General features: G+C 53.5%; 17 protein-coding genes. All 17 read left to right on the forward strand.

Annotation, left to right across the window (positions count from 1 at the left end; genetic code table 11):
* Nucleotides 1-81: 81 nt before the first annotated feature.
* Entirely contained in the window at nucleotides 82-1,242 is a 1,161-nt protein-coding gene (sucC, locus tag KI379_RS07450; RefSeq protein ID WP_076168179.1) for an ADP-forming succinate--CoA ligase subunit beta, read from the forward strand.
* 34 nt (nucleotides 1,243-1,276) lie between these two features.
* On the forward strand, nucleotides 1,277-2,206 hold the full coding sequence (sucD, locus tag KI379_RS07455) for a succinate--CoA ligase subunit alpha (RefSeq protein WP_076168177.1): 930 nt from the start codon (nucleotides 1,277-1,279) through the stop codon (nucleotides 2,204-2,206).
* Nucleotides 2,207-2,334: 128 nt separating this feature from the next.
* Entirely contained in the window at nucleotides 2,335-3,453 is a 1,119-nt protein-coding gene (gene dprA, locus KI379_RS07460) for a DNA-processing protein DprA (RefSeq protein ID WP_244879215.1), read from the forward strand.
* A gap of 53 nt (nucleotides 3,454-3,506) precedes the next feature.
* Nucleotides 3,507-5,609, forward strand: a complete 2,103-nt coding sequence (topA, locus tag KI379_RS07465) for a type I DNA topoisomerase (RefSeq protein ID WP_212983206.1) — start codon at nucleotides 3,507-3,509, stop codon at nucleotides 5,607-5,609.
* Between the two features lie 25 nt (nucleotides 5,610-5,634).
* On the forward strand, nucleotides 5,635-6,975 hold the full coding sequence (trmFO, locus tag KI379_RS07470; RefSeq protein ID WP_212983207.1) for an FADH(2)-oxidizing methylenetetrahydrofolate--tRNA-(uracil(54)-C(5))-methyltransferase TrmFO: 1,341 nt from the start codon (nucleotides 5,635-5,637) through the stop codon (nucleotides 6,973-6,975).
* Between the two features lie 18 nt (nucleotides 6,976-6,993).
* A complete protein-coding gene (hslV, locus tag KI379_RS07475) occupies nucleotides 6,994-7,536 on the forward strand; it encodes an ATP-dependent protease subunit HslV (RefSeq protein ID WP_076168171.1) in 543 nt (180 codons plus the stop codon).
* A gap of 16 nt (nucleotides 7,537-7,552) precedes the next feature.
* The gene (gene hslU / locus KI379_RS07480) at nucleotides 7,553-8,956 is read left to right on the forward strand and encodes an ATP-dependent protease ATPase subunit HslU (protein WP_076168169.1); all 1,404 of its coding nucleotides are present in this window, start codon (nucleotides 7,553-7,555) and stop codon (nucleotides 8,954-8,956) included.
* Nucleotides 8,957-9,482: 526 nt separating this feature from the next.
* Complete coding sequence (gene flgB, locus KI379_RS07485; RefSeq protein WP_212983208.1) at nucleotides 9,483-9,890, forward strand: flagellar basal body rod protein FlgB; 408 nt, start codon at nucleotides 9,483-9,485, stop codon at nucleotides 9,888-9,890.
* 12 nt (nucleotides 9,891-9,902) lie between these two features.
* Nucleotides 9,903-10,346: a flagellar basal body rod protein FlgC gene (gene flgC / locus KI379_RS07490; RefSeq protein ID WP_234489631.1), complete on the forward strand. Its 444-nt coding sequence runs from the start codon at nucleotides 9,903-9,905 to the stop codon at nucleotides 10,344-10,346.
* Nucleotides 10,347-10,387: 41 nt separating this feature from the next.
* Complete coding sequence (gene fliE / locus KI379_RS07495) at nucleotides 10,388-10,699, forward strand: flagellar hook-basal body complex protein FliE (protein WP_212983209.1); 312 nt, start codon at nucleotides 10,388-10,390, stop codon at nucleotides 10,697-10,699.
* A 98-nt stretch (nucleotides 10,700-10,797) separates the two neighbouring features.
* Complete coding sequence (fliF, locus tag KI379_RS07500; protein ID WP_076168162.1) at nucleotides 10,798-12,378, forward strand: flagellar basal-body MS-ring/collar protein FliF; 1,581 nt, start codon at nucleotides 10,798-10,800, stop codon at nucleotides 12,376-12,378.
* An 11-nt stretch (nucleotides 12,379-12,389) separates the two neighbouring features.
* Nucleotides 12,390-13,406, forward strand: coding sequence for a flagellar motor switch protein FliG (gene fliG, locus KI379_RS07505; protein WP_076168160.1), 1,017 nt, complete (start codon nucleotides 12,390-12,392; stop codon nucleotides 13,404-13,406).
* Entirely contained in the window at nucleotides 13,399-14,244 is an 846-nt protein-coding gene (locus KI379_RS07510) for a FliH/SctL family protein (protein ID WP_076168158.1), read from the forward strand. Before fliG ends, KI379_RS07510 begins: the two co-directional genes overlap by 8 nt.
* Nucleotides 14,231-15,550 (forward strand): flagellar protein export ATPase FliI, encoded by a 1,320-nt coding sequence (fliI, locus tag KI379_RS07515; RefSeq protein WP_076168156.1) that lies wholly within the window; start codon nucleotides 14,231-14,233, stop codon nucleotides 15,548-15,550. The genes KI379_RS07510 and fliI overlap by 14 nt, the downstream gene beginning before the upstream one ends.
* A 9-nt stretch (nucleotides 15,551-15,559) precedes the next feature.
* On the forward strand, nucleotides 15,560-16,009 hold the full coding sequence (gene fliJ, locus KI379_RS07520) for a flagellar export protein FliJ (RefSeq protein WP_076168154.1): 450 nt from the start codon (nucleotides 15,560-15,562) through the stop codon (nucleotides 16,007-16,009).
* A 42-nt stretch (nucleotides 16,010-16,051) separates the two neighbouring features.
* Nucleotides 16,052-16,987, forward strand: coding sequence for a MotE family protein (locus KI379_RS07525; RefSeq protein WP_212983210.1), 936 nt, complete (start codon nucleotides 16,052-16,054; stop codon nucleotides 16,985-16,987).
* Nucleotides 16,988-17,065: 78 nt separating this feature from the next.
* Nucleotides 17,066-18,532: a flagellar hook-length control protein FliK gene (locus KI379_RS07530; RefSeq protein WP_212983211.1), complete on the forward strand. Its 1,467-nt coding sequence runs from the start codon at nucleotides 17,066-17,068 to the stop codon at nucleotides 18,530-18,532.
* Nucleotides 18,533-18,536 lie beyond the last annotated feature (4 nt).

Raw genomic sequence — 18,536 nt, forward strand, 5'->3', positions numbered from 1 at the left:
CAATAGCTTGGGTTTATATTATTTTCCAAGAGATATCAGAACCCGCCTTGTAGCAGTCATGTTGATAGGAGGATACCGTAAATGAATATCCATGAATATCAAGGAAAGCAAGTGTTAAAGCAGTACGGCGTTACCGTTCCGAACGGAAAGGTGGCCTACACCGTGGAAGAGGCGGTTGAAGCCGCTAAATCCCTGGGCAGCCAAGTCACGGTTGTCAAAGCGCAAATCCATGCAGGTGGCCGCGGTAAAGCCGGCGGCGTCAAAGTGGCCAAGAACCTGGACGAGGTTCGTGCTTACGCGGAGGAAATCCTCGGCAAAGTGCTCGTTACGCATCAGACAGGCCCGGAAGGTAAAGAAGTCAAGCGGCTTCTGATCGAAGAGGGCTGCGATATCCGCAAGGAATATTACGTCGGCGTCGTTGTTGACCGCGCTACCGGACGTGTCGTGATGATGGCATCGGAAGAAGGCGGAACGGAAATCGAAGAGGTTGCCGCTGCAACGCCTGAGAAAATTTTCAAAGAAGTGGTGGATCCGGCCGTAGGCCTGCAGGTTTTCCAAGCACGCAGACTGGCTTATGCGATCAACATCCCTAACGAACTGGTCAACAAGGCGGTTCAGTTTATGATCGCCCTGTACACCGCTTTTGTTGACAAGGACTGCTCCATTGCAGAAATCAACCCTCTGGTTGTAACGGGTGACGGCAATGTCATGGCACTCGATGCCAAGCTGAACTTTGACTCCAACGCACTGTTCCGGCACAAAGACATTCAAGAGCTTCGCGACCTGGACGAAGAGAATGAAAAAGAAATCGAAGCTTCCAAATACGACCTGAGCTACATAGCTCTCGACGGCAACATCGGCTGTATGGTCAACGGCGCAGGCCTTGCCATGGCCACGATGGATATTATCAAGTACTACGGCGGAGACCCGGCCAACTTCCTCGACGTAGGGGGCGGTGCCACGAAAGAGAAGGTTACCGAGGCGTTCAAGATCATCCTGTCGGATGAGCAGGTCAAAGGCATTTTCGTCAACATCTTTGGCGGAATTATGCGCTGCGACGTCATCGCCGAAGGCGTGGTTGAAGCTGCCAAGCAGCTCGGTTTGACCCGTCCGCTGGTTGTGCGTCTTGAAGGAACCAACGTGGATCTGGGCAAGAAAATTTTGGCCGAATCCGGCCTGAACATCGTGCCTGCCGACTCCATGGCTGACGGCGCCCAAAAAATTGTCTCACTCGTAAAATAGAATCTTTAAAATACGATAGGGGATGTGAACAAACGTGAGTATTTTGGTCGATAAAAATACAAAAGTCATCACACAGGGCATCACCGGCAAAACCGCCCTTTTCCATGCGAAAGGCGCCCTCGACTACGGCACGCAAATGGTCGGAGGAACTTCTCCGGGCAAAGGCGGCACCAAGGTTGACATTACGCTGGAGAACGGCCAAACGGTCAGCCTGCCCGTATATAACACGGTTGTAGAAGCCAAGGAAGCGACTGGCGCAACTGCAAGCGTTATCTACGTACCGCCGGCATTTGCGGCCGACTCCATCATGGAAGCCGTCGATGCGGAAATGGAACTGGTCATCTGTATTACGGAAGGCATTCCGGTGCTGGACATGGTCAAAGTGTCCCGTTACATGGAAGGCAAGAAAACCGTCCTGATCGGACCAAACTGCCCAGGGGTCATTACACCTGGAGAATGCAAAATCGGCATCATGCCTGGGTACATCCATACTCCTGGACATGTGGGCGTTGTATCCCGCAGCGGAACGCTGACCTACGAAGCGGTTCATCAATTGACGACCCGCGGCATCGGCCAGTCCTCTGCGGTAGGCATTGGCGGCGACCCGGTAAAAGGCTCGGAATTCATCGATATTTTGAGCCGCTTTAACGATGATCCGAACACCTATGCTGTGATCATGATCGGCGAAATCGGCGGAACGGCGGAAGAAGAGGCAGCGGAATGGATCCGCGCCAACATGACCAAGCCGGTCGTCGGCTTCATCGGCGGCGTTACTGCGCCTCCAGGCAAGCGCATGGGACATGCGGGCGCTATTATTTCCGGCGGTAAAGGCACGGCGAAAGAAAAGATCGCCAAGCTGGAGGAATGCGGCATCAAAGTCGCTCCGACGCCTTCGGAAATGGGATCTACGCTGGTAAGCGTTCTGGAAGAACGCGGCCTGCTGGAAAAATGCACGACTCACTAATATAAACCGGCGTTATTTACGGTTCAAAGGTAAGCAACCTTTTATTTCTCCATCCGGGGGATAAAGGGTTGCTTTTTTGTGTTTTCAACACCAAAAAACTGGAAAATATAAGGAAGGGTGGGATTGGCGTGAAGGACGAACGGTGGCTGTTGATCGCACTGCACGAGACCGAGGGGATCGGGAGGAAGAGTATTGCCAGGCTGCGCGGGCAGCGTATGTTCTCCGGGGACATGCTCCATTATAATAGTAGAGATTGGGAGGAAGCAGGTTTTCCCGAGGAAAAGGCGAAGCTTTTATCTGAACGAATCACAACCGATTTGATCGAAGAGCTGAAATCCCGTAAGCTTGAGGGAGGCGCCGGCATCCTGACTTTTTTGGATGAGGATTACCCTGCATATTTAAAGGAGATAGCGGAGCCTCCATGGGTATTGTACTGCACTGGAAAACGGGGATTGCTGCAAACACCCGGCGTCGCCATGGTCGGAACAAGGGTACCGACGGCCTATGGCCGTAAGGTCGGCCAGGAGCTGGCGGAGGGCATCAGTGCGGCTGGATTCACGATCGTCAGCGGCATGGCCAGAGGCATCGACAGCGTGTGCCATGAAGCCGCTCTTGCACGCGGCGGAAATACGATTGCGGTGATGGGGACCGGACAAGGCGTGATCTATCCGCCGGAGAACAGAGGATTGTATGAGCGGATCGCCGAGGATGGACTCATTCTGACGGAGTATCCTTCCGGGACCAAATCGCATCCCGGTTTGTTTCCGCAGCGCAACCGTATCATCGCCGGCTTGACGCTTGGGACGCTGGTCGTCGAAGCGGACTCACGCAGCGGTTCTTTGATTACCGCGGATCTGGCACTCGAAGCCGGCAGGGATGTGTTCGCCGTCCCTGGGCCGGTCACCTCGCCCAAGAGCCGCGGGGCGCTGAACTTGATTAAACAAGGCGCCAAAATGGTGCTGAATGCCGAAGACGTCATCGAAGAATATGATTCATGGTTGCCAAAAGGGTTTGAAGATACATACAATAGGGAGCGTCAGATGTTGGAGGACACGCGGCTGCCTGCAGATCATTTGACAATGGATGAGCTTGAGATATACCATATATTGGAACAAGGGCCGTCTACATTGGATGAGCTGCTGCAGCAGACCGGATGGGATTTTGGACATTTGCATTCAGTTCTGTTATCTTTAATCATAAAAAAGCAGATTACCCAATTATCTGGTGCTATATACAAGCTTATATAAGAAGAGTCTATTGACTAACATTCACAGAATTGTTCGGAAAGGGGGATGAACCTATGGCTGACTCACTTGTCATCGTCGAATCGCCGGCCAAGGCGAAAACGATCGGCAAATATTTAGGCAGCAAGTATATCGTAAAAGCTTCGATGGGTCACGTGCGTGATCTCCCGAAGAGCCAAATCGGAGTTGAGGTCGAGAATGACTTTAATCCGAAATATATTACGATCCGCGGAAAGGGCTCCGTATTAAAGGAACTCAAGGACGCCAGCAAAAAAGTGAAAAAGGTTTATCTCGCAGCTGACCCCGATCGCGAGGGTGAAGCGATTGCCTGGCATCTTGCCCATGCCCTGGAGCTCGACGATACGGATAGCTGCCGCGTTGTTTTTAACGAAATTACGAAGCAAGCGGTCAAGGATGCATTTAAAACGCCGCGCAAGATCAATATGGACCTGGTCAACGCACAGCAGGCCAGACGTATTCTGGACCGGCTCGTCGGTTACAAGATCAGTCCGCTTTTGTGGAAAAAGGTAAAGAAAGGTTTGTCCGCGGGTCGCGTTCAATCGGTGGCGGTCAAGATCATCATCGACCGGGAGAACGAAATCAACGCGTTTATTCCGGAGGAATACTGGTCCATCACGGCCCAGCTCGCCAAGGGAGATGCCGTTTTCGAAGCGAAATTCCAGCAGCTGAACGGCCAGAAGAAAGAACTGTCGCGCGAGGATGAGGTAAACGAAGTGCTCGCTGCCATTAAGGGAGCCACCTTTAAAGTCAGCGAAGTAAAGGAAAAGGAGCGCCAGCGGCATCCTTCGCCTCCGTTTACGACAAGCTCCCTGCAGCAGGAAGCTGCCCGGAAGCTTAATTTTCGTGCCGCCAAAACGATGTCCGTCGCCCAGCAGCTGTACGAAGGCGTAGAGCTCGGGAAAGAAGGGACCGTCGGCCTCATCACTTATATGCGTACGGACTCCACCCGGATTGCCGGATCGGCCCAGGAAGAAGCCAAGGAATTTATCAGCGGGAAGTACGGGGATCCGTTTGTCCCTGAAACACCGCGGGAGTATTCGAAAAAATCGGCGAACGCTCAGGACGCCCACGAAGCGATCCGCCCGACCTCGGTCATGCGCGATCCCGACTCGGTGAAGTCGTTCATGAGCCGTGACCAATACCGTCTTTACAAGCTGATTTGGGAACGTTTCGTTGCCAGCCAGATGGCTTCCGCCATACTGGATACGCTTTCCGTTGATATTGCGGCCGGGCCTGCTGTATTCCGCGCATCCGGTTCGAAAGTCCGCTTCCAGGGCTTTATGAAGGTATACGTGGAAGGCAACGACGACGGCACGACGGAAGAAGAGAAGTTTTTGCCTGCCTTGGCCGTAGGGGATAAGCTGAAGAAGGAAGATATCGAGCCGAAGCAGCACTTCACGCAGCCGCCTCCGCGCTACACCGAAGCCCGGTTGGTCCGGGCGATGGAGGAGCTCGGCATCGGACGGCCAAGTACGTATGCGCCGACGCTGGAGACGATCCAAAAGCGCGGTTACGTGGCGATCGAAGAGAAAAAGTTCGTTCCGACAGAACTGGGTGAATTGATCATCGAGCAAATGGAACAATTTTTCCCGGAAATTCTTGATGTGGAATTTACGGCCCACATGGAAGACGATCTCGACCATGTCGAGGAAGGCTCGGAGGATTGGGTCAAGGTGCTTGCCGAGTTCTATTCTTCCTTTGAAAAGCGCCTGGAAGTAGCCGAAGAAGAAATGAAGGAAATCGAAATCGAGGACGAGGTATCGGACGAGATTTGCGACAAATGCGGCCGACCGATGGTATACAAATTGGGGCGGTTTGGCAAATTCCTCGCCTGCTCCGGATTTCCGGACTGCCGGAACACGAAGCCGATCGTCAAAGATATCGGCGTCACCTGTCCGAAATGCAAGGAAGGGCATGTGGTCGAGCGCCGCAGCAAGAAGGGGCGGATTTTCTATGGCTGCGACCGTTATCCGGAATGCGATTTCGTATCCTGGGATAAACCGTCGCCGAAGCCTTGTCCGAAATGCGGCTCTCTGATGGTTGAGAAGCGCAACAAGCAGGGAGCACGTCTCCAATGCACGGCATGCGACCATACCGAGCCCCTGGAAGAGAACGAAGACAACGAAGAATTGATGTAATTGTAAACAGCAGGGGGTAATGAAGTTGACAGAAGTACAGCAGGTAACCGTCATCGGCGCGGGTCTGGCAGGCAGCGAGGCTGCCTGGCAGATCGCAAGCCGGGGGGTTCCCGTGAAATTATACGAAATGCGCCCGGTCGTGAAGACGCCCGCGCACCATACGGACAAGTTCGCCGAGCTCGTCTGCACCAATTCGCTGCGTGCCAACGGACTTACGAATGCAGTCGGCGTCATCAAAGAAGAAATGCGGATGCTGGATTCGCTGATCCTGAAGTCCGCCGATAAAAATGCGGTTCCTGCCGGAGGCGCTCTGGCGGTGGACCGCGACGGTTTTTCCGGGGATATTACGAGCACTCTCCATAACCATCCGCTGATTGAAGTCGTAAACGAAGAAATTCAGCATATACCAGAAGAAGGGATTGTCGTCATCGCCACAGGCCCGCTGACCTCGCCTGCACTCTCCGCCGAGATCAAAGCACTTATGGGCGAAGAGTATTTCTACTTCTACGATGCTGCGGCTCCAATCGTCGAGAAAGACTCCATCGATATGAGCAAAGTATACCTGGCTTCCCGTTATGATAAAGGCGAAGCGGCTTACTTGAACTGTCCGATGACCGAAGAGGAATTCAACGCGTTCTATGACGCGCTGGTCAATGCGGAAGTCGCGCAGTTGAAAGAGTTTGAGAAGGAAGTATACTTCGAGGGCTGCATGCCGATCGAAGTCATGATGAAGCGCGGCAAGCAGACGGCGCTGTTCGGGCCGATGAAGCCGGTAGGGCTGGTCAACCCGCACACGGGTGAACTGCCTTATTCGGTCGTGCAGCTGCGTCAAGATAATGCCGCCGGTACGCTGTACAATCTGGTCGGCTTCCAAACCCATCTCAAATGGGGAGAGCAAAAGCGCGTATTCTCTATGATTCCGGGATTGGAAAACGCGGAATATGTGCGCTACGGCGTCATGCACCGCAATACGTTCATCAACTCTCCGAAGCTGCTCCAACCGACCTATCAGCTGAAAACGAATGAGAACCTGTTTTTTGCCGGTCAAATGACGGGGGTAGAGGGATATGTGGAATCTGCCGCATCCGGGCTTATAGCGGGCATTAATGCAGCGAGAAAGGCGCTTGGACAGGACCTTGTCGTGTTCCCTGACACAAGCACACTCGGCAGCATGGCTCATTATATTACGACCGCGGATTCGGAGCACTTCCAGCCGATGAACGCCAACTTCGGCCTGCTGCCGAAATTGGAGAAGAAGATCCGCAACAAAAAGGAAAAGAACGAGGCGCTGGCCAATCGGGCTTTGGAGACGATTGCCGCGTTTATCCAGGAAGCCGGACTGGCAACCGAACATCAGGAAGTATAGATTAGGAGGTCTGTAGGTATGGATTTATCTTTTCATGCGACAACCATTTGTGCTGTACGCCATAACGGAAAAGCGGCGATCGCCGGTGACGGCCAGGTGACCTTCGGTGAAAATGTCATTATGAAGCAGACCGCCAAAAAGGTGCGCCGCCTGTACAGAGGCCAGGTCGTTGCCGGCTTTGCAGGCTCCGTGGCGGACGCCATTACTCTTTTTGAAAAATTCGAAAGCAAACTGGAGGAGCATCACGGCAATCTGCAGCGTGCCGCCGTGGAGCTCGCCAAGGACTGGCGCCAGGATCGCGTTCTCCGCAAGCTTGAGGCACTCATGATCGTTATGGATAAAACCGGCATGCTGCTCATTTCCGGAGGCGGTGAAATCATCGAACCGGACGACGACGTGCTGGCGATTGGCTCGGGAGGCAATTTTGCGCTCTCCGCCGGACGGGCGCTGAAGCGTCACGCCCAGGACTTGGAAGCGAAGGATATCGCGCGGGAAGCTTTGAAAATTGCTTCGGAAATTTGCGTATACACCAATGGAAATATCATTGTGGAAGAGCTGTAAGGGTGGAGGAATGCATATGGATAACCAAAGTTTGACGCCAAGACAAATCGTGGCCGAACTGGATAAATACATTGTAGGCCAGAAGCAGGCGAAGAAATCCGTCGCCGTCGCACTGCGCAACCGTTACCGCCGCAACCGGCTTCCCGAGGATGTTCGGGATGAGATTGTACCGAAGAACATCCTGATGATCGGTCCGACGGGTGTGGGCAAGACCGAAATTGCCAGACGTTTGGCGAAGCTGGTCAATGCGCCGTTTGTGAAGATCGAAGCCACCAAATTTACGGAAGTGGGATACGTCGGCCGCGACGTGGAATCCATGGTCCGCGATTTGATCGAAACGTCCATCCGCATGGTCAAAGCGGAGCGTACGGAAAAAGTAAAAGACCGCGCCGAGGAGCTCGCCAACGAACGAATCGTGCAAATTCTCGTTCCGCCGGCTGGCAAAAACAAGGCGCAGCGCAACCCGTTTGAAATGCTGTTCGGCAATGGCAACCAGAACGCACAGGATACGGAAGAGGATAAGGAGCAGGACAGCACCGTGACCGAACGCCGGCGCCAGGTGAAGTTTAAGCTTCAGTCCGGCAGCCTGGAAGACGACATGATCGAAATCGACGTGGAAGACAACTCGCCGACGATGATGGATATGCTGGCCGGGCAGGGGAATGACCAGATGGGCATGAACATGCAGGAAATGTTCGGCAGCCTGCTGCCGCGCCGGACGAAGAAGCGGAAGCTGCCGATCCGGGAAGCGCGCAAGGTGCTGACGCAGGAGGAAGCGACCAAGCTGATCGACATGGACGACGTCATCGCCGAGTCGATTCTTCGCGCTGAGCAGTCGGGCATTATCTTTATCGACGAAATCGATAAAGTTGCCAGCCAGGGCAAAGGCTCTGGGCCTGACGTGTCCCGTGAAGGCGTCCAGAGGGATATTCTGCCGATCGTGGAAGGGTCGACGGTCATGACCAAATACGGCCCCGTGAAGACGGACTTTATTTTGTTTATTGCCGCAGGTGCATTCCATATCGCCAAACCTTCGGACCTCATTCCCGAGCTTCAAGGCCGGTTCCCGATCCGCGTGGAGCTGAGCAGCTTGTCTCTCGACGACTTTGTGTCGATTCTGACCGAGCCGAAGAACGCCTTAACCAAGCAGTATACCGAGCTGCTCAAAACCGAGGACATCGAGGTCGAATTCTCATCTGAAGCGATCCGGGAAATTGCCAAAATTGCCGCGACCGTCAATCAGAATACCGAGAACATCGGTGCGCGCAGGCTGCATACGATTCTGGAGAAGCTGCTCGAGGATTTGTCGTTTGAGGCTCCTGAATTGACCTTGGAGAATATGACTATCACGCCGGAATACGTGCGCGAAAAGCTGGGCGACATCGCCCAGGATCGTGATCTGAGCCAATATATATTGTAAACCGACAACCGTCACAGCGGGGACATGTCAGAAGGATGAAGATCCTTCGGGCATGTCTTTTTTTGTTGTGCTGAGGAAGGGACCACAGGAAAGACAGTGCCGACATCGTAAGAACCTCTCTGGGAGGTATAACTATAATCCTGCGCTCGTATGCAAGGGAGGGGTTATTTTACGACACTTTCGCAAATCTGAAATTCTAGGACTATTCAGGCTGAGTTTTTATCGAAATGTGACAACAGGCCTGTCCTATGTAAGCCCACAAACCCTTATCCTGCAAAGATTTAGCAAAAATTTCAGAGAAATTAAGAACAAAGACCTTCTTTCTGGTAAAAGATAGGGCTTTTTTCTTATTGTAATATGTCCCAATCTTTAAGAAACTTAGGATATACGACAATATAGTAATTTTTTCTACTTTAGACCTAGAATAAGCAATATTTCTAAGGACTTTTGTCGAAAAAAAGTGAAATTGGGAAGAAAGTTCCCCACGGACAAATAGTAAAGTTATGGAAAATAAGGGGGATACGGAATGGATTTGCTGAACAGCGTCAGCTTTCAACGTTTGGAAGGCGGACTACAGGCCGCAAACGCGCGCCAGAGAGTCATTGCGAACAACATTGCCAATGTCGACACGCCTTATTTCAAACGGTCCGAAGTGTCATTTGAAAGCCTGCTCCAGCAGGAAATTAATGGATCTTCACCTCAGCTTCGCGGCAGGGTCACCGATCCCCGGCACTTCGCCATTGGACCTACGAATTCGGTCCCGGATCCAGTTGTAACGGAGGACCAATCGACAGCGATGAACAACAATATGAACAATGTGGATATTGACCGGGAGATGTCCGCACTGGCTGACAACCAGCTTCAATACAACGCCTACATCCAGCAGATGAACGACCAGATCAAAATGATGCGGACAGCCATTGAAGGGAGATAATCGCGGGTGAACATGAACAGCAGCTTTGGGATCAGCGCTTCGGCGCTGACGGCACAGCGTTTGCGGATGGACGTCATTTCGTCCAACATTGCGAATGCGGAAACGACGAGAGCGTCGGTGGTTGACGGCAAAGCGGTGCCGTACCGCCGAAAGATGGTTGTGCTTTCGCCGAATGAATCGGATTTCTCCAGCATGCTGGAAGCACAAATGAACGGACAAAGTGCGGGGAAAGGTGTGAAAGTGGCTGCAATCCAGGAGGATCAGACGCCGCTGAAGCCGGTATACAATCCGACTCATCCGGATGCAGATGCACAAGGGTATGTCTACATGCCTAACGTGGATATCGCCAAAGAAATGATCGATATGATTTCGGCCACGAGATCTTACGAAGCGAACGTCACAGCACTGAATTCCTCAAAAGCGATGATCACGAAGGCCTTGGAAATAGGTCGATAAGCCTAGTCTGAATAAATAAATGCAGGTAAGGAGGGACATTGATGATTCAAAACTCGATGTTTTCGACACAAAGCATCCAACCGCTCGACATGAAGCAAAGCACATCAAGCGCAAGCAAGACGCCAGCCCAATCCCTTAGCGATTTCGGATCTTATCTGGAAAATGCGCTGAACCAGGTGGCCGGGCAAGAGAAAGCCGCCGAAGAAATGAGCAATCAGTTCATGCTCGGACAAGTTGATGTGGACCAGGTGATGGTTTCTTCGCAAAAAGCGCTTCTCAGCCTGGAGCTGACGACGCAGATTCGGAACAAAGCGATCGAAGCGTACCAGGAGATCATGCGGACGCAAATTTAAAGGCTGCAGACAAAAGAGTGAACGAAGGATTTGGCGGATCGCCTGAACCTATTCATTCATAGATTTATGCTAAGTTTTCGGGTGGGGTGGGTGACGTTGTGAACGAAAGAATCGTCCAGTATAAGGACAAGGTCGTTCAGTACTGGAATCAATTCAGCAAAAAACAGAAAATTTTATTCATTTCTACGATCGCTTTTATTATCATCGCCATTGTCGTGCTGACCATGCAGTTTTCCAAAACGGAGTATGAAGTGGCCTTCAAGGACTTGAATGCCAGCGACTCCGCAGGCATTATGAACTATCTCGATACGAACAACATCCCGTATAAATTGAGTCCTAACGGAACATCCATTTCAGTACCGAGTACGGAGGCGGCCCGCATCAAGGTCGATGTCGGCTCACAGGGACTCATTCAGAACGGATCCATCGGTTTCAAAACGTTCGATCAATCATCATCGATCGGCACAACCGACAGCGAGTTTAACGTCAAGTACAACAACGCATTGAACGGAGAAGTTGAGCAGCTGCTCACGAGCATGAACGGCATAAGTAAGGCTAAAGTCCTAGTAAACCTGCCGAAAGAAAGCGTGTTTGCAAGCGAAGAAGACCAGGAGAAAGCAAGCGCATCAGTCGTGCTTACCTTTAAGCCGGGTTATCATCCAAGCCAGCAAACGATCGACGGGTACTTCAACTTGGTCAAGACCGCCGTACCGAATCTGCCGGTAGAGAATATCACCATCACCGAATCAGAGGGCAATACGGAGCTGCTGTCGTCGGCCCAAGGCGGTTCGGGAACGCTGTCCTCGTCCGTCGAAGAAAATTTTGCGCTTCAGAAAAAGTTCGAAAGCGAAGTTCGCCAGAACGTCAAAGAATTTCTGAGCCAGTTCATGGGACCGAATAAAGTCGATGTCCTCGTCGTCTCCAAGCTGAATTTCGATAAAGTTCAGAGCAAGGAAAACATGGTGACACCGGTAGATACGGAGAACATGAAAGGCATTGAAATCAGCGTTCAGGAAATTTCGAAGAATTATACGGGTAAGAGCAATCCGGATAGCGGAGTGGCAGGCACGGGCCAAACCCAGGTGCCGGGGTATCCAAGTAACTCGTCCACAGGTGACGTAACTTCCGAGGATTTGTCCAAGACGATCAATTACGAGGTTAACCATATTACCAAAGACATCGTTGCCAGTCCGTATACCGTAAAAGATTTAACCATAAACGTAGCAGTTGAACCACCAACGGGACAAACCAGTGTAGATCAACAAACCAGAGATGCCATTCAGAATATCTTGGTAAATATCGTAAGGGCATCGCTTGCCGATTCCGGTATTACATATACAGACGCTGATTTGGCTAAAAAAGTTTCGGTCTATTCGCAACCTTTCAGTGGTAATGTTACCCAGCCGAGCGGAATCAAGCTTTCCCAAGGCATGCTGTGGGGAATCGGCCTTGCCGCGCTTGCGCTGCTTGCGGGTGGAGGATACCTGATTTACCGCCGCCGCAAGAACAAAGAGGAAATCGAAGAAGATCTTCCGCTGCCGCCTGCAGCAGAGTTTCCTTCCATTAATCTGGAGAGCGTGACGAACGAAAGTCAGGTGCGCAAACAGCTGGAAACATTGGCGAAGAGAAAGCCGGATGAATTCGTCAACCTGCTGCGCACATGGCTCGCGGATGAATAGGGGGTGGATTTATGGCAAAAGCAAACAGCCAGGCACTGAGCGGGCGCCAAAAAGCGGCCATCCTGCTCATTACGCTGGGACCGGAAGTGTCCGCACAAATTTTCAAGCACTTGCGTGATGATGAGATCGAGCAGCTGACGTTGGAAATCGCCAATGTGCGCAAAGTGGACAGTGTGGAAAAGGACCTCATTATGTCCGAGTTTCATCAAATCTGTCTGGCCCAGGAATATATTTCGCAGGGCGGCATCAACTACGCCAAGGAAATTCTCGAAAAGGCGCTCGGCTCGCAAAAAGCGCTGGAAGTCATCAACCGTCTGACGGCGACGCTGCAGGTACGCCCGTTCGATTTTGCCCGCAAAGCGGATCCGAACCAGATTTTGAACTTTATACAAAACGAAAATGCCCAGACGATCGCTTTGGTGCTGTCCTATCTGCAATTTGAGCAGGCGGCGGCGATTCTGTCCTCCCTGCCGCAGGAAAAGCAGGCGGATGTGGCAAGAAGAATCGCGGTTATGGACAGCACTTCACCTGAAGTTATCGCCCAGGTAGAGCGCGTGCTGGAGCAGAAACTGTCGGCGACCGTGACACAGGATTACACGAATGCCGGCGGCATCGAATCGATCGTCCAGATTTTGAACGGGGTCGACCGGGGAACGGAACGAACGATCCTCGATTCGCTCGAAATTCAGGATCCGGAGCTGGCCGAAGAAATCAAGAAGAGAATGTTCGTGTTCGAGGATATCGTCAACGTCGACAACCGTTCCATTCAGCGGATCATCCGCGACATCGAGAACGCCGACCTTCAGCTTGCCCTCAAGGTGGCGAGCGAAGAGGTGCGGGACGTCATTTTCCGCAACATGTCCAAGCGGATGGCCGAAACCTTCAAGGAAGAGATGGAATATATGGGGCCAGTGCGGCTGCGTGACGTCGAAGAAGCTCAGACCCGCATCGTAGGCACCATCCGCAGACTGGAAGAAGCCGGGGAGATCATCATCGCCCGCGGCGGAGGAGATGACATCATTGTCTAATTTGATTAAATCTTCGCAGTACGTACCGGTGGAAGCCCTCAAACGGCTGGATCTGGCAAGGCACTATGCGCTTCCGGAGCAGGATGAGGTAAACAATGAAGTGAAGATTGAAGAGATCCGGGCCCAGGCGGATGAAGAGAGTAAACGGCTCAGCCAGGAAATGCTGCAGGATGCCAAGGAGTTCGCGGAGCGACACATCCGTGAGGCGTCTGAAGAGGCGCAGCGGATACTGGCCGAGAACGAGGAGAAGATCAATGCGTGGTGGCAGGAACGCAGGGAGCAGGACGAGCACCTGATCGAGGCCGTGAAGTCGGAAGGCTACGCGGAAGGATACCGGGAAGGCGCTGAGAAAGCGGAAGCGGATCTTGCGGCCAAGCTTCAGGAAATGATGGCCGAAGCCCAGTCGGTTTTGCGGCATGCCTATATGATCAAGGAGCAGATCATTCAGGAAGCCGAGCCCTTTCTCGTAGATCTGAGCTGTGCCATCGCCGAGAAGGTGATCGACAAGCAGCTGACCGTGGACCGGGATTATGCGATCGATCTTATCCGGAAGAACTTGTCCCGCAAACGGGAGCAGGGTGTAATTACGCTTTGCGTGGCGCCGGAGCATTTCGCTTTTGTCCAGGCGGCCCGGGAAGAGCTGAGCGTGGCGATCGATTCGCAAGCGGAGCTGCAAATCCTGCCGGATGCTACGGTCCATGATCACGGCTGCGTCATCCGCTCTTCGTTCGGCAGTGTCGACGCACGCGTGGAAACTCAGCTGACCGAAATCAAAAAAGAGCTGATACGTATCGCTCTGGACGAAGGGGAACGGAGAGACCAAAATGAAGGTGCTTGACAGCGGACGGTATATGGAGCATTTGCGGAACATTGATCCAGTCCGGATCAACGGAAAAGTCACCCAGGTCATCGGACTGATGGTCGAGTCGGAAGGCCCGGACGCCAGCGTCGGAGACGTCTGCTACATTTATCCGAGCAAAGGCGCCAAGCCGCTGCAGGCGGAGGTTGTCGGTTTCCGCGACAACAAGGTTCTGCTCATGCCGCTCGGCGAGCTGCAGTCGATCGGACCAGGGTGCGATGTGGTCGGCACGGGCAAGCCGCTAAGCGTTCAGGTAGGCTCCGAGCTGCTTGGCAAAGTGCTGGACGGTTTGGGGCAGCCGCTCGACGGCTCCCTGATTCCGACCCGGATGCCGCACAGCTCGACGTATAACACGCCGCCGAACCCGCTGAACCGGCCCCGGGTGCTGGAGCCGATCAGCATCGGCGTACGGGCGATCGACGGTCTGCTGACCATCGGCAAAGGGCAGCGGGTCGGGATCTTCGCCGGATCCGGCGTCGGGAAAAGTACGCTGATGGGCATGATCGCGCGCAACACAGCAGCGGATGTCAACGTGATCGCGCTCATCGGCGAGCGGGGACGGGAAGTGCTCGATTTTATCGAGCGCGACCTGGGCCCTGAAGGGCTGCAGCGATCGGTGGTCATCGTGGCCACCTCCGACCAGCCTGCGCTGATCCGGATCAAGGGAGCGCTGATCGCGACGACCATCGCCGAGTATTTCCGGGACCGGGGCATGAACGTCATGCTGATGATGGATTCCGTGACGCGGTATGCGATGGCGCAGCGGGAAGTGGGGCTGGCGATCGGCGAACCGCCGGCGATGCGCGGTTATACGCCGTCGGTGTTCGCGAGCCTGCCGAAGCTGCTCGAACGGGCGGGGACAGGGCCGCAAGGTTCCATTACCGCCTTTTACACCGTGCTCGTCGACGGCGACGACATGAATGAGCCGATCGCGGATGCGGTGCGGGGAATCCTGGACGGGCACATCGTACTGAACCGGGGCATCGCGAACAAGGGCCATTTTCCCGCGATCGACGTGCTTGCCAGCATCAGCCGGGTGATGAAGGATATTGCGCCGCGCGAGCAGACGGACGCTGCAGATAATTTGAAGCGGCTGATGGCTGTCTATAAAGAGTCCGAGGATCTGATCAACATCGGCGCTTACCAAAAAGGCTCGAACGAGCAAATCGATGAAGCCATCGATTCCATCCAGGCCATCTGGGATTTTACCAAGCAGCGCGTAGACGAAAAAGTGACGCTGGAGCAGGTTCAAGAACGTTTGATTTCCGAATTTTCAAGGAGATGACCATAAGGGATGAGATTTCAGTACGCGTTCCAAAAAATTGTCGACCTCAAAAGCAACGAACGTACCCAGGCGGAATGGATGCTGTCCAGCGCCATCGGCAAGCTTCAGGCGGAAGAAAAGTCGCTGGGGGAGCTGCTGGATATCCGGGAGAGCATGGTCAAGCAGCTTCAGGAAGCTGCCGGCCAATGCGTTCCTGTCTCCATGATTCAGGAAATTCAGGCGTATGTCGAATATTTGGACCAATGCATACGGATGAAGCATGTGGATGTGAACAGAGCCAATATGAAGGTTCAGATACAGCAGAAGCATTTGTCCACAAAGATGCTGGATGAAAACGTCTGGTTAAAAGCGCGGGACAAAGCAAAGACGGCATTTCAGCAGCAGGCGCTCCTGCATGAGCAGAACGAGCTTGACGAGATGGCGACCGTACGGTTTGCCATGGGCGCTAGGGCGAGATGAGTGAACGTGATATAGAGCTGCTGGCTTGGGGGTGGAACAACTGTGGCAAGAACAGGTTTTGAAGAATTAGAGAAAGAATCAACAGGGGGATTTGAACGGTTTTTGTTTCTTGTTATACCAATCATCTTTACGGTGGTGCTCCTGGGCGTGCTTCTGATGCTGCTGAACACCAACGTTCGGAACGAAGTGCTCGGTGTTGCCAACAAAATTCCGGTTGTGAAAAACTGGGTTCCTGACCCGGTCAAGGATCCGGCAGCGGCCAAGCTGGACAAAACGAAAGCACAGGTGGAGAGCGCGACCGCTACGATCAAGGAGCTGAAAAGCCAGCTGGAAGCCAAGGAAGCGGACCTTCAGAAGGCTAAGGAAGACCAGAAGCAGCAGGACAGTAAAATCAAATCGCTGCAGACGCAGATCGATCAGCTCCAAGAGAGCAGCGCGCAGTCTGCGGATGCACAGGCGGGAAATACCGCCGACGATTACGAGAAGCAGGTCAAAAACTTGGCGAAAATGTACGCCGGCATGAGCCCGAGCAAAGCGGCGCCAATTCTGCAGAATATGACCACGGAAGAGGTCGTTCAGCTGCTTAGCGCTATGGATGCGGACAGCCGAATGAACATCCTCGCCAAGATGGATCCGAAGATGGCGGCGGATATCACGCTGAAAATGAAGGATTCCGTATCGTCCAGCGATTTGGCGATCGCGGCGCTTCAGTCCAGAGTGAACAAGGACAGCGCCGCGCAGACGACACCGTCGTCAACCGGGCTGGACAAGGCTCAAATCAGCCAGACGTTCGGGTCGATGAACGCGGACAGCGCGGCCAATCTGCTGCTGGCCATGTACAAGATCAGTCCGGACAAAGTACTGACGATTCTAGGCTCCGTGGCAGATTCGACACGGTCAAGCATTTTGGATTCGATGAGCAAAACAGACCAGAAGACGAGCGCTGTCATTCTCAACAAGCTGCTAAGCAGCAAGTAGTGATTCTTTTCAACCAGAGCTTCTTTTCAACAGAGTACTTGAATGTAGTACTGCACGCGAAAGGAGGTGAAAACAAAGATGAGCCTGATATTTCAAAACATTTCCGCAGGTGCGTCAGCCGGAGCGAAGACAGCGGGAACAAGCGGCGGTGCGGCAAACGCCTCGGCGGGAACGGCACTGGTACCGGCATTTGGAGTCTCGTTGACTCAGCTGATGACAGGTACAGCAGGCGGTTCGCAGGAAGCTTCGGCCATGAACGGCGCGGCGTCACTTTTGGAAGGACTGCTGAAAAATGCTCAAACGACGGCGGTTCAAGGGAACGGGGACAGTGATGAGCAGAACACCGCAGCCCTGCTGCAAAGCCTTCTTCTGGATGCCGATCAGCTGGATGAAGCGATTGCCGAAGACCCTGAAGTGCTGAGCGCCCTGCAAAGCTGGATTCAGCAGGTAACCACCTTGCTGCTGAACGTTCAAGGAAACGGCGAAGCACAGCCTGAAGACACCCCGGCTAATGAGGGCGATCAAGCCTTGACGGCACTGGCCAGACACCCGGCGACGGCACGGTTTGCCGCACAGGATGCGTTGGCCCAGCTGATCACGGTGCTGCAGCAGCCAAATACGGGGGCGGACACCACGGCGCAGGCGGCAGAACTGCTGGAAACGTTCCATAACCTGGTTCAGAACGCCACAGCTCCTGGGAAAAGCAAACCGGCGGCTCTGGTTAAGGACTCGGAATCGGCAGCACCACAGGATACGGCACCAATGTTCCAGCCTAAAGCGGAAGGACAAGCCAGCCGCATCTCCGCGTTGTTGGAAGCGATCCGGCAGCAGCCGGCAGGCGATACTGCATCCGCTGCAAGCGGCAAGGCCGTGCTGAGTACGATCTTGACAAGACAGCAGCCGAATGACGATGCGCAAACAGCAGCATCCGCTGCAAGCCCTTCTTCCGTAGAAGAGGTGGAAGCGGCGGCGAAGCCGGAGGATCCGCTTACCAGCCAGACAACGGTAACGGCAGGGCATCTCGTGATGAAAGAAGGCATTCAGTCGCCTCATAAAGCAGCGGCGCAAGCGGTGCCCGTTACGCAGTTTGCCAAAGAAATGAGCACATTTGTCGTAAACAAGCTGGAAATCGTGAAGCAAGAAGGCATCTCGGAAGCGAAAATATCGCTGTACCCGGAACACCTGGGCCAGGTCGACATTAAGCTGACGATGCAAAATGGACAGCTCGTTGCCCAATTTACGACCGAGCACGCCGGAGCCAAGGATTTGCTGGAACAGCAGATGAGTCAGCTCCGCAGTACGCTGCAATCGCAGGGTGTGCAGGTTGAGAAACTTGTGGTAACGCAAAACCCTTCGCTGCAGTCCCAAATGTATCACGACGGCCGTCAATCCCAATCGGGTCAGCAGCAGCCGAACCGCCGGCAAAAGGACAAGGACGCTTCCTCCGAAGATGCCTTGACCGTGGCTGAGCTGGGAGACGAGCTGAATGAATGGCTTGCCCGGCAGCAGGCGGACCAAGGAAATACGTTTACAGCCAAAGCGTAAAAAC

The organism is Paenibacillus cineris (assembly GCF_018333335.1).
Lineage (GTDB): Bacteria > Bacillota > Bacilli > Paenibacillales > Paenibacillaceae > Paenibacillus_AQ > Paenibacillus_AQ favisporus.

Coding starts and splice junctions, on each gene's coding strand:
- flgB (WP_212983208.1), top strand. CDS start 9,483: ATGGATTTGCTGAACAGCGTCAGCTTTCAACGTTTGGAAGGCGGACTA.
- sucC (WP_076168179.1), top strand. CDS start 82: ATGAATATCCATGAATATCAAGGAAAGCAAGTGTTAAAGCAGTACGGC.
- hslV (WP_076168171.1), top strand. CDS start 6,994: ATGGATTTATCTTTTCATGCGACAACCATTTGTGCTGTACGCCATAAC.
- fliJ (WP_076168154.1), top strand. CDS start 15,560: ATGAGATTTCAGTACGCGTTCCAAAAAATTGTCGACCTCAAAAGCAAC.
- fliG (WP_076168160.1), top strand. CDS start 12,390: ATGGCAAAAGCAAACAGCCAGGCACTGAGCGGGCGCCAAAAAGCGGCC.
- hslU (WP_076168169.1), top strand. CDS start 7,553: ATGGATAACCAAAGTTTGACGCCAAGACAAATCGTGGCCGAACTGGAT.
- topA (WP_212983206.1), top strand. CDS start 3,507: ATGGCTGACTCACTTGTCATCGTCGAATCGCCGGCCAAGGCGAAAACG.
- fliI (WP_076168156.1), top strand. CDS start 14,231: ATGAAGGTGCTTGACAGCGGACGGTATATGGAGCATTTGCGGAACATT.
- KI379_RS07530 (WP_212983211.1), top strand. CDS start 17,066: ATGAGCCTGATATTTCAAAACATTTCCGCAGGTGCGTCAGCCGGAGCG.
- fliE (WP_212983209.1), top strand. CDS start 10,388: ATGATTCAAAACTCGATGTTTTCGACACAAAGCATCCAACCGCTCGAC.
- flgC (WP_234489631.1), top strand. CDS start 9,903: ATGAACAGCAGCTTTGGGATCAGCGCTTCGGCGCTGACGGCACAGCGT.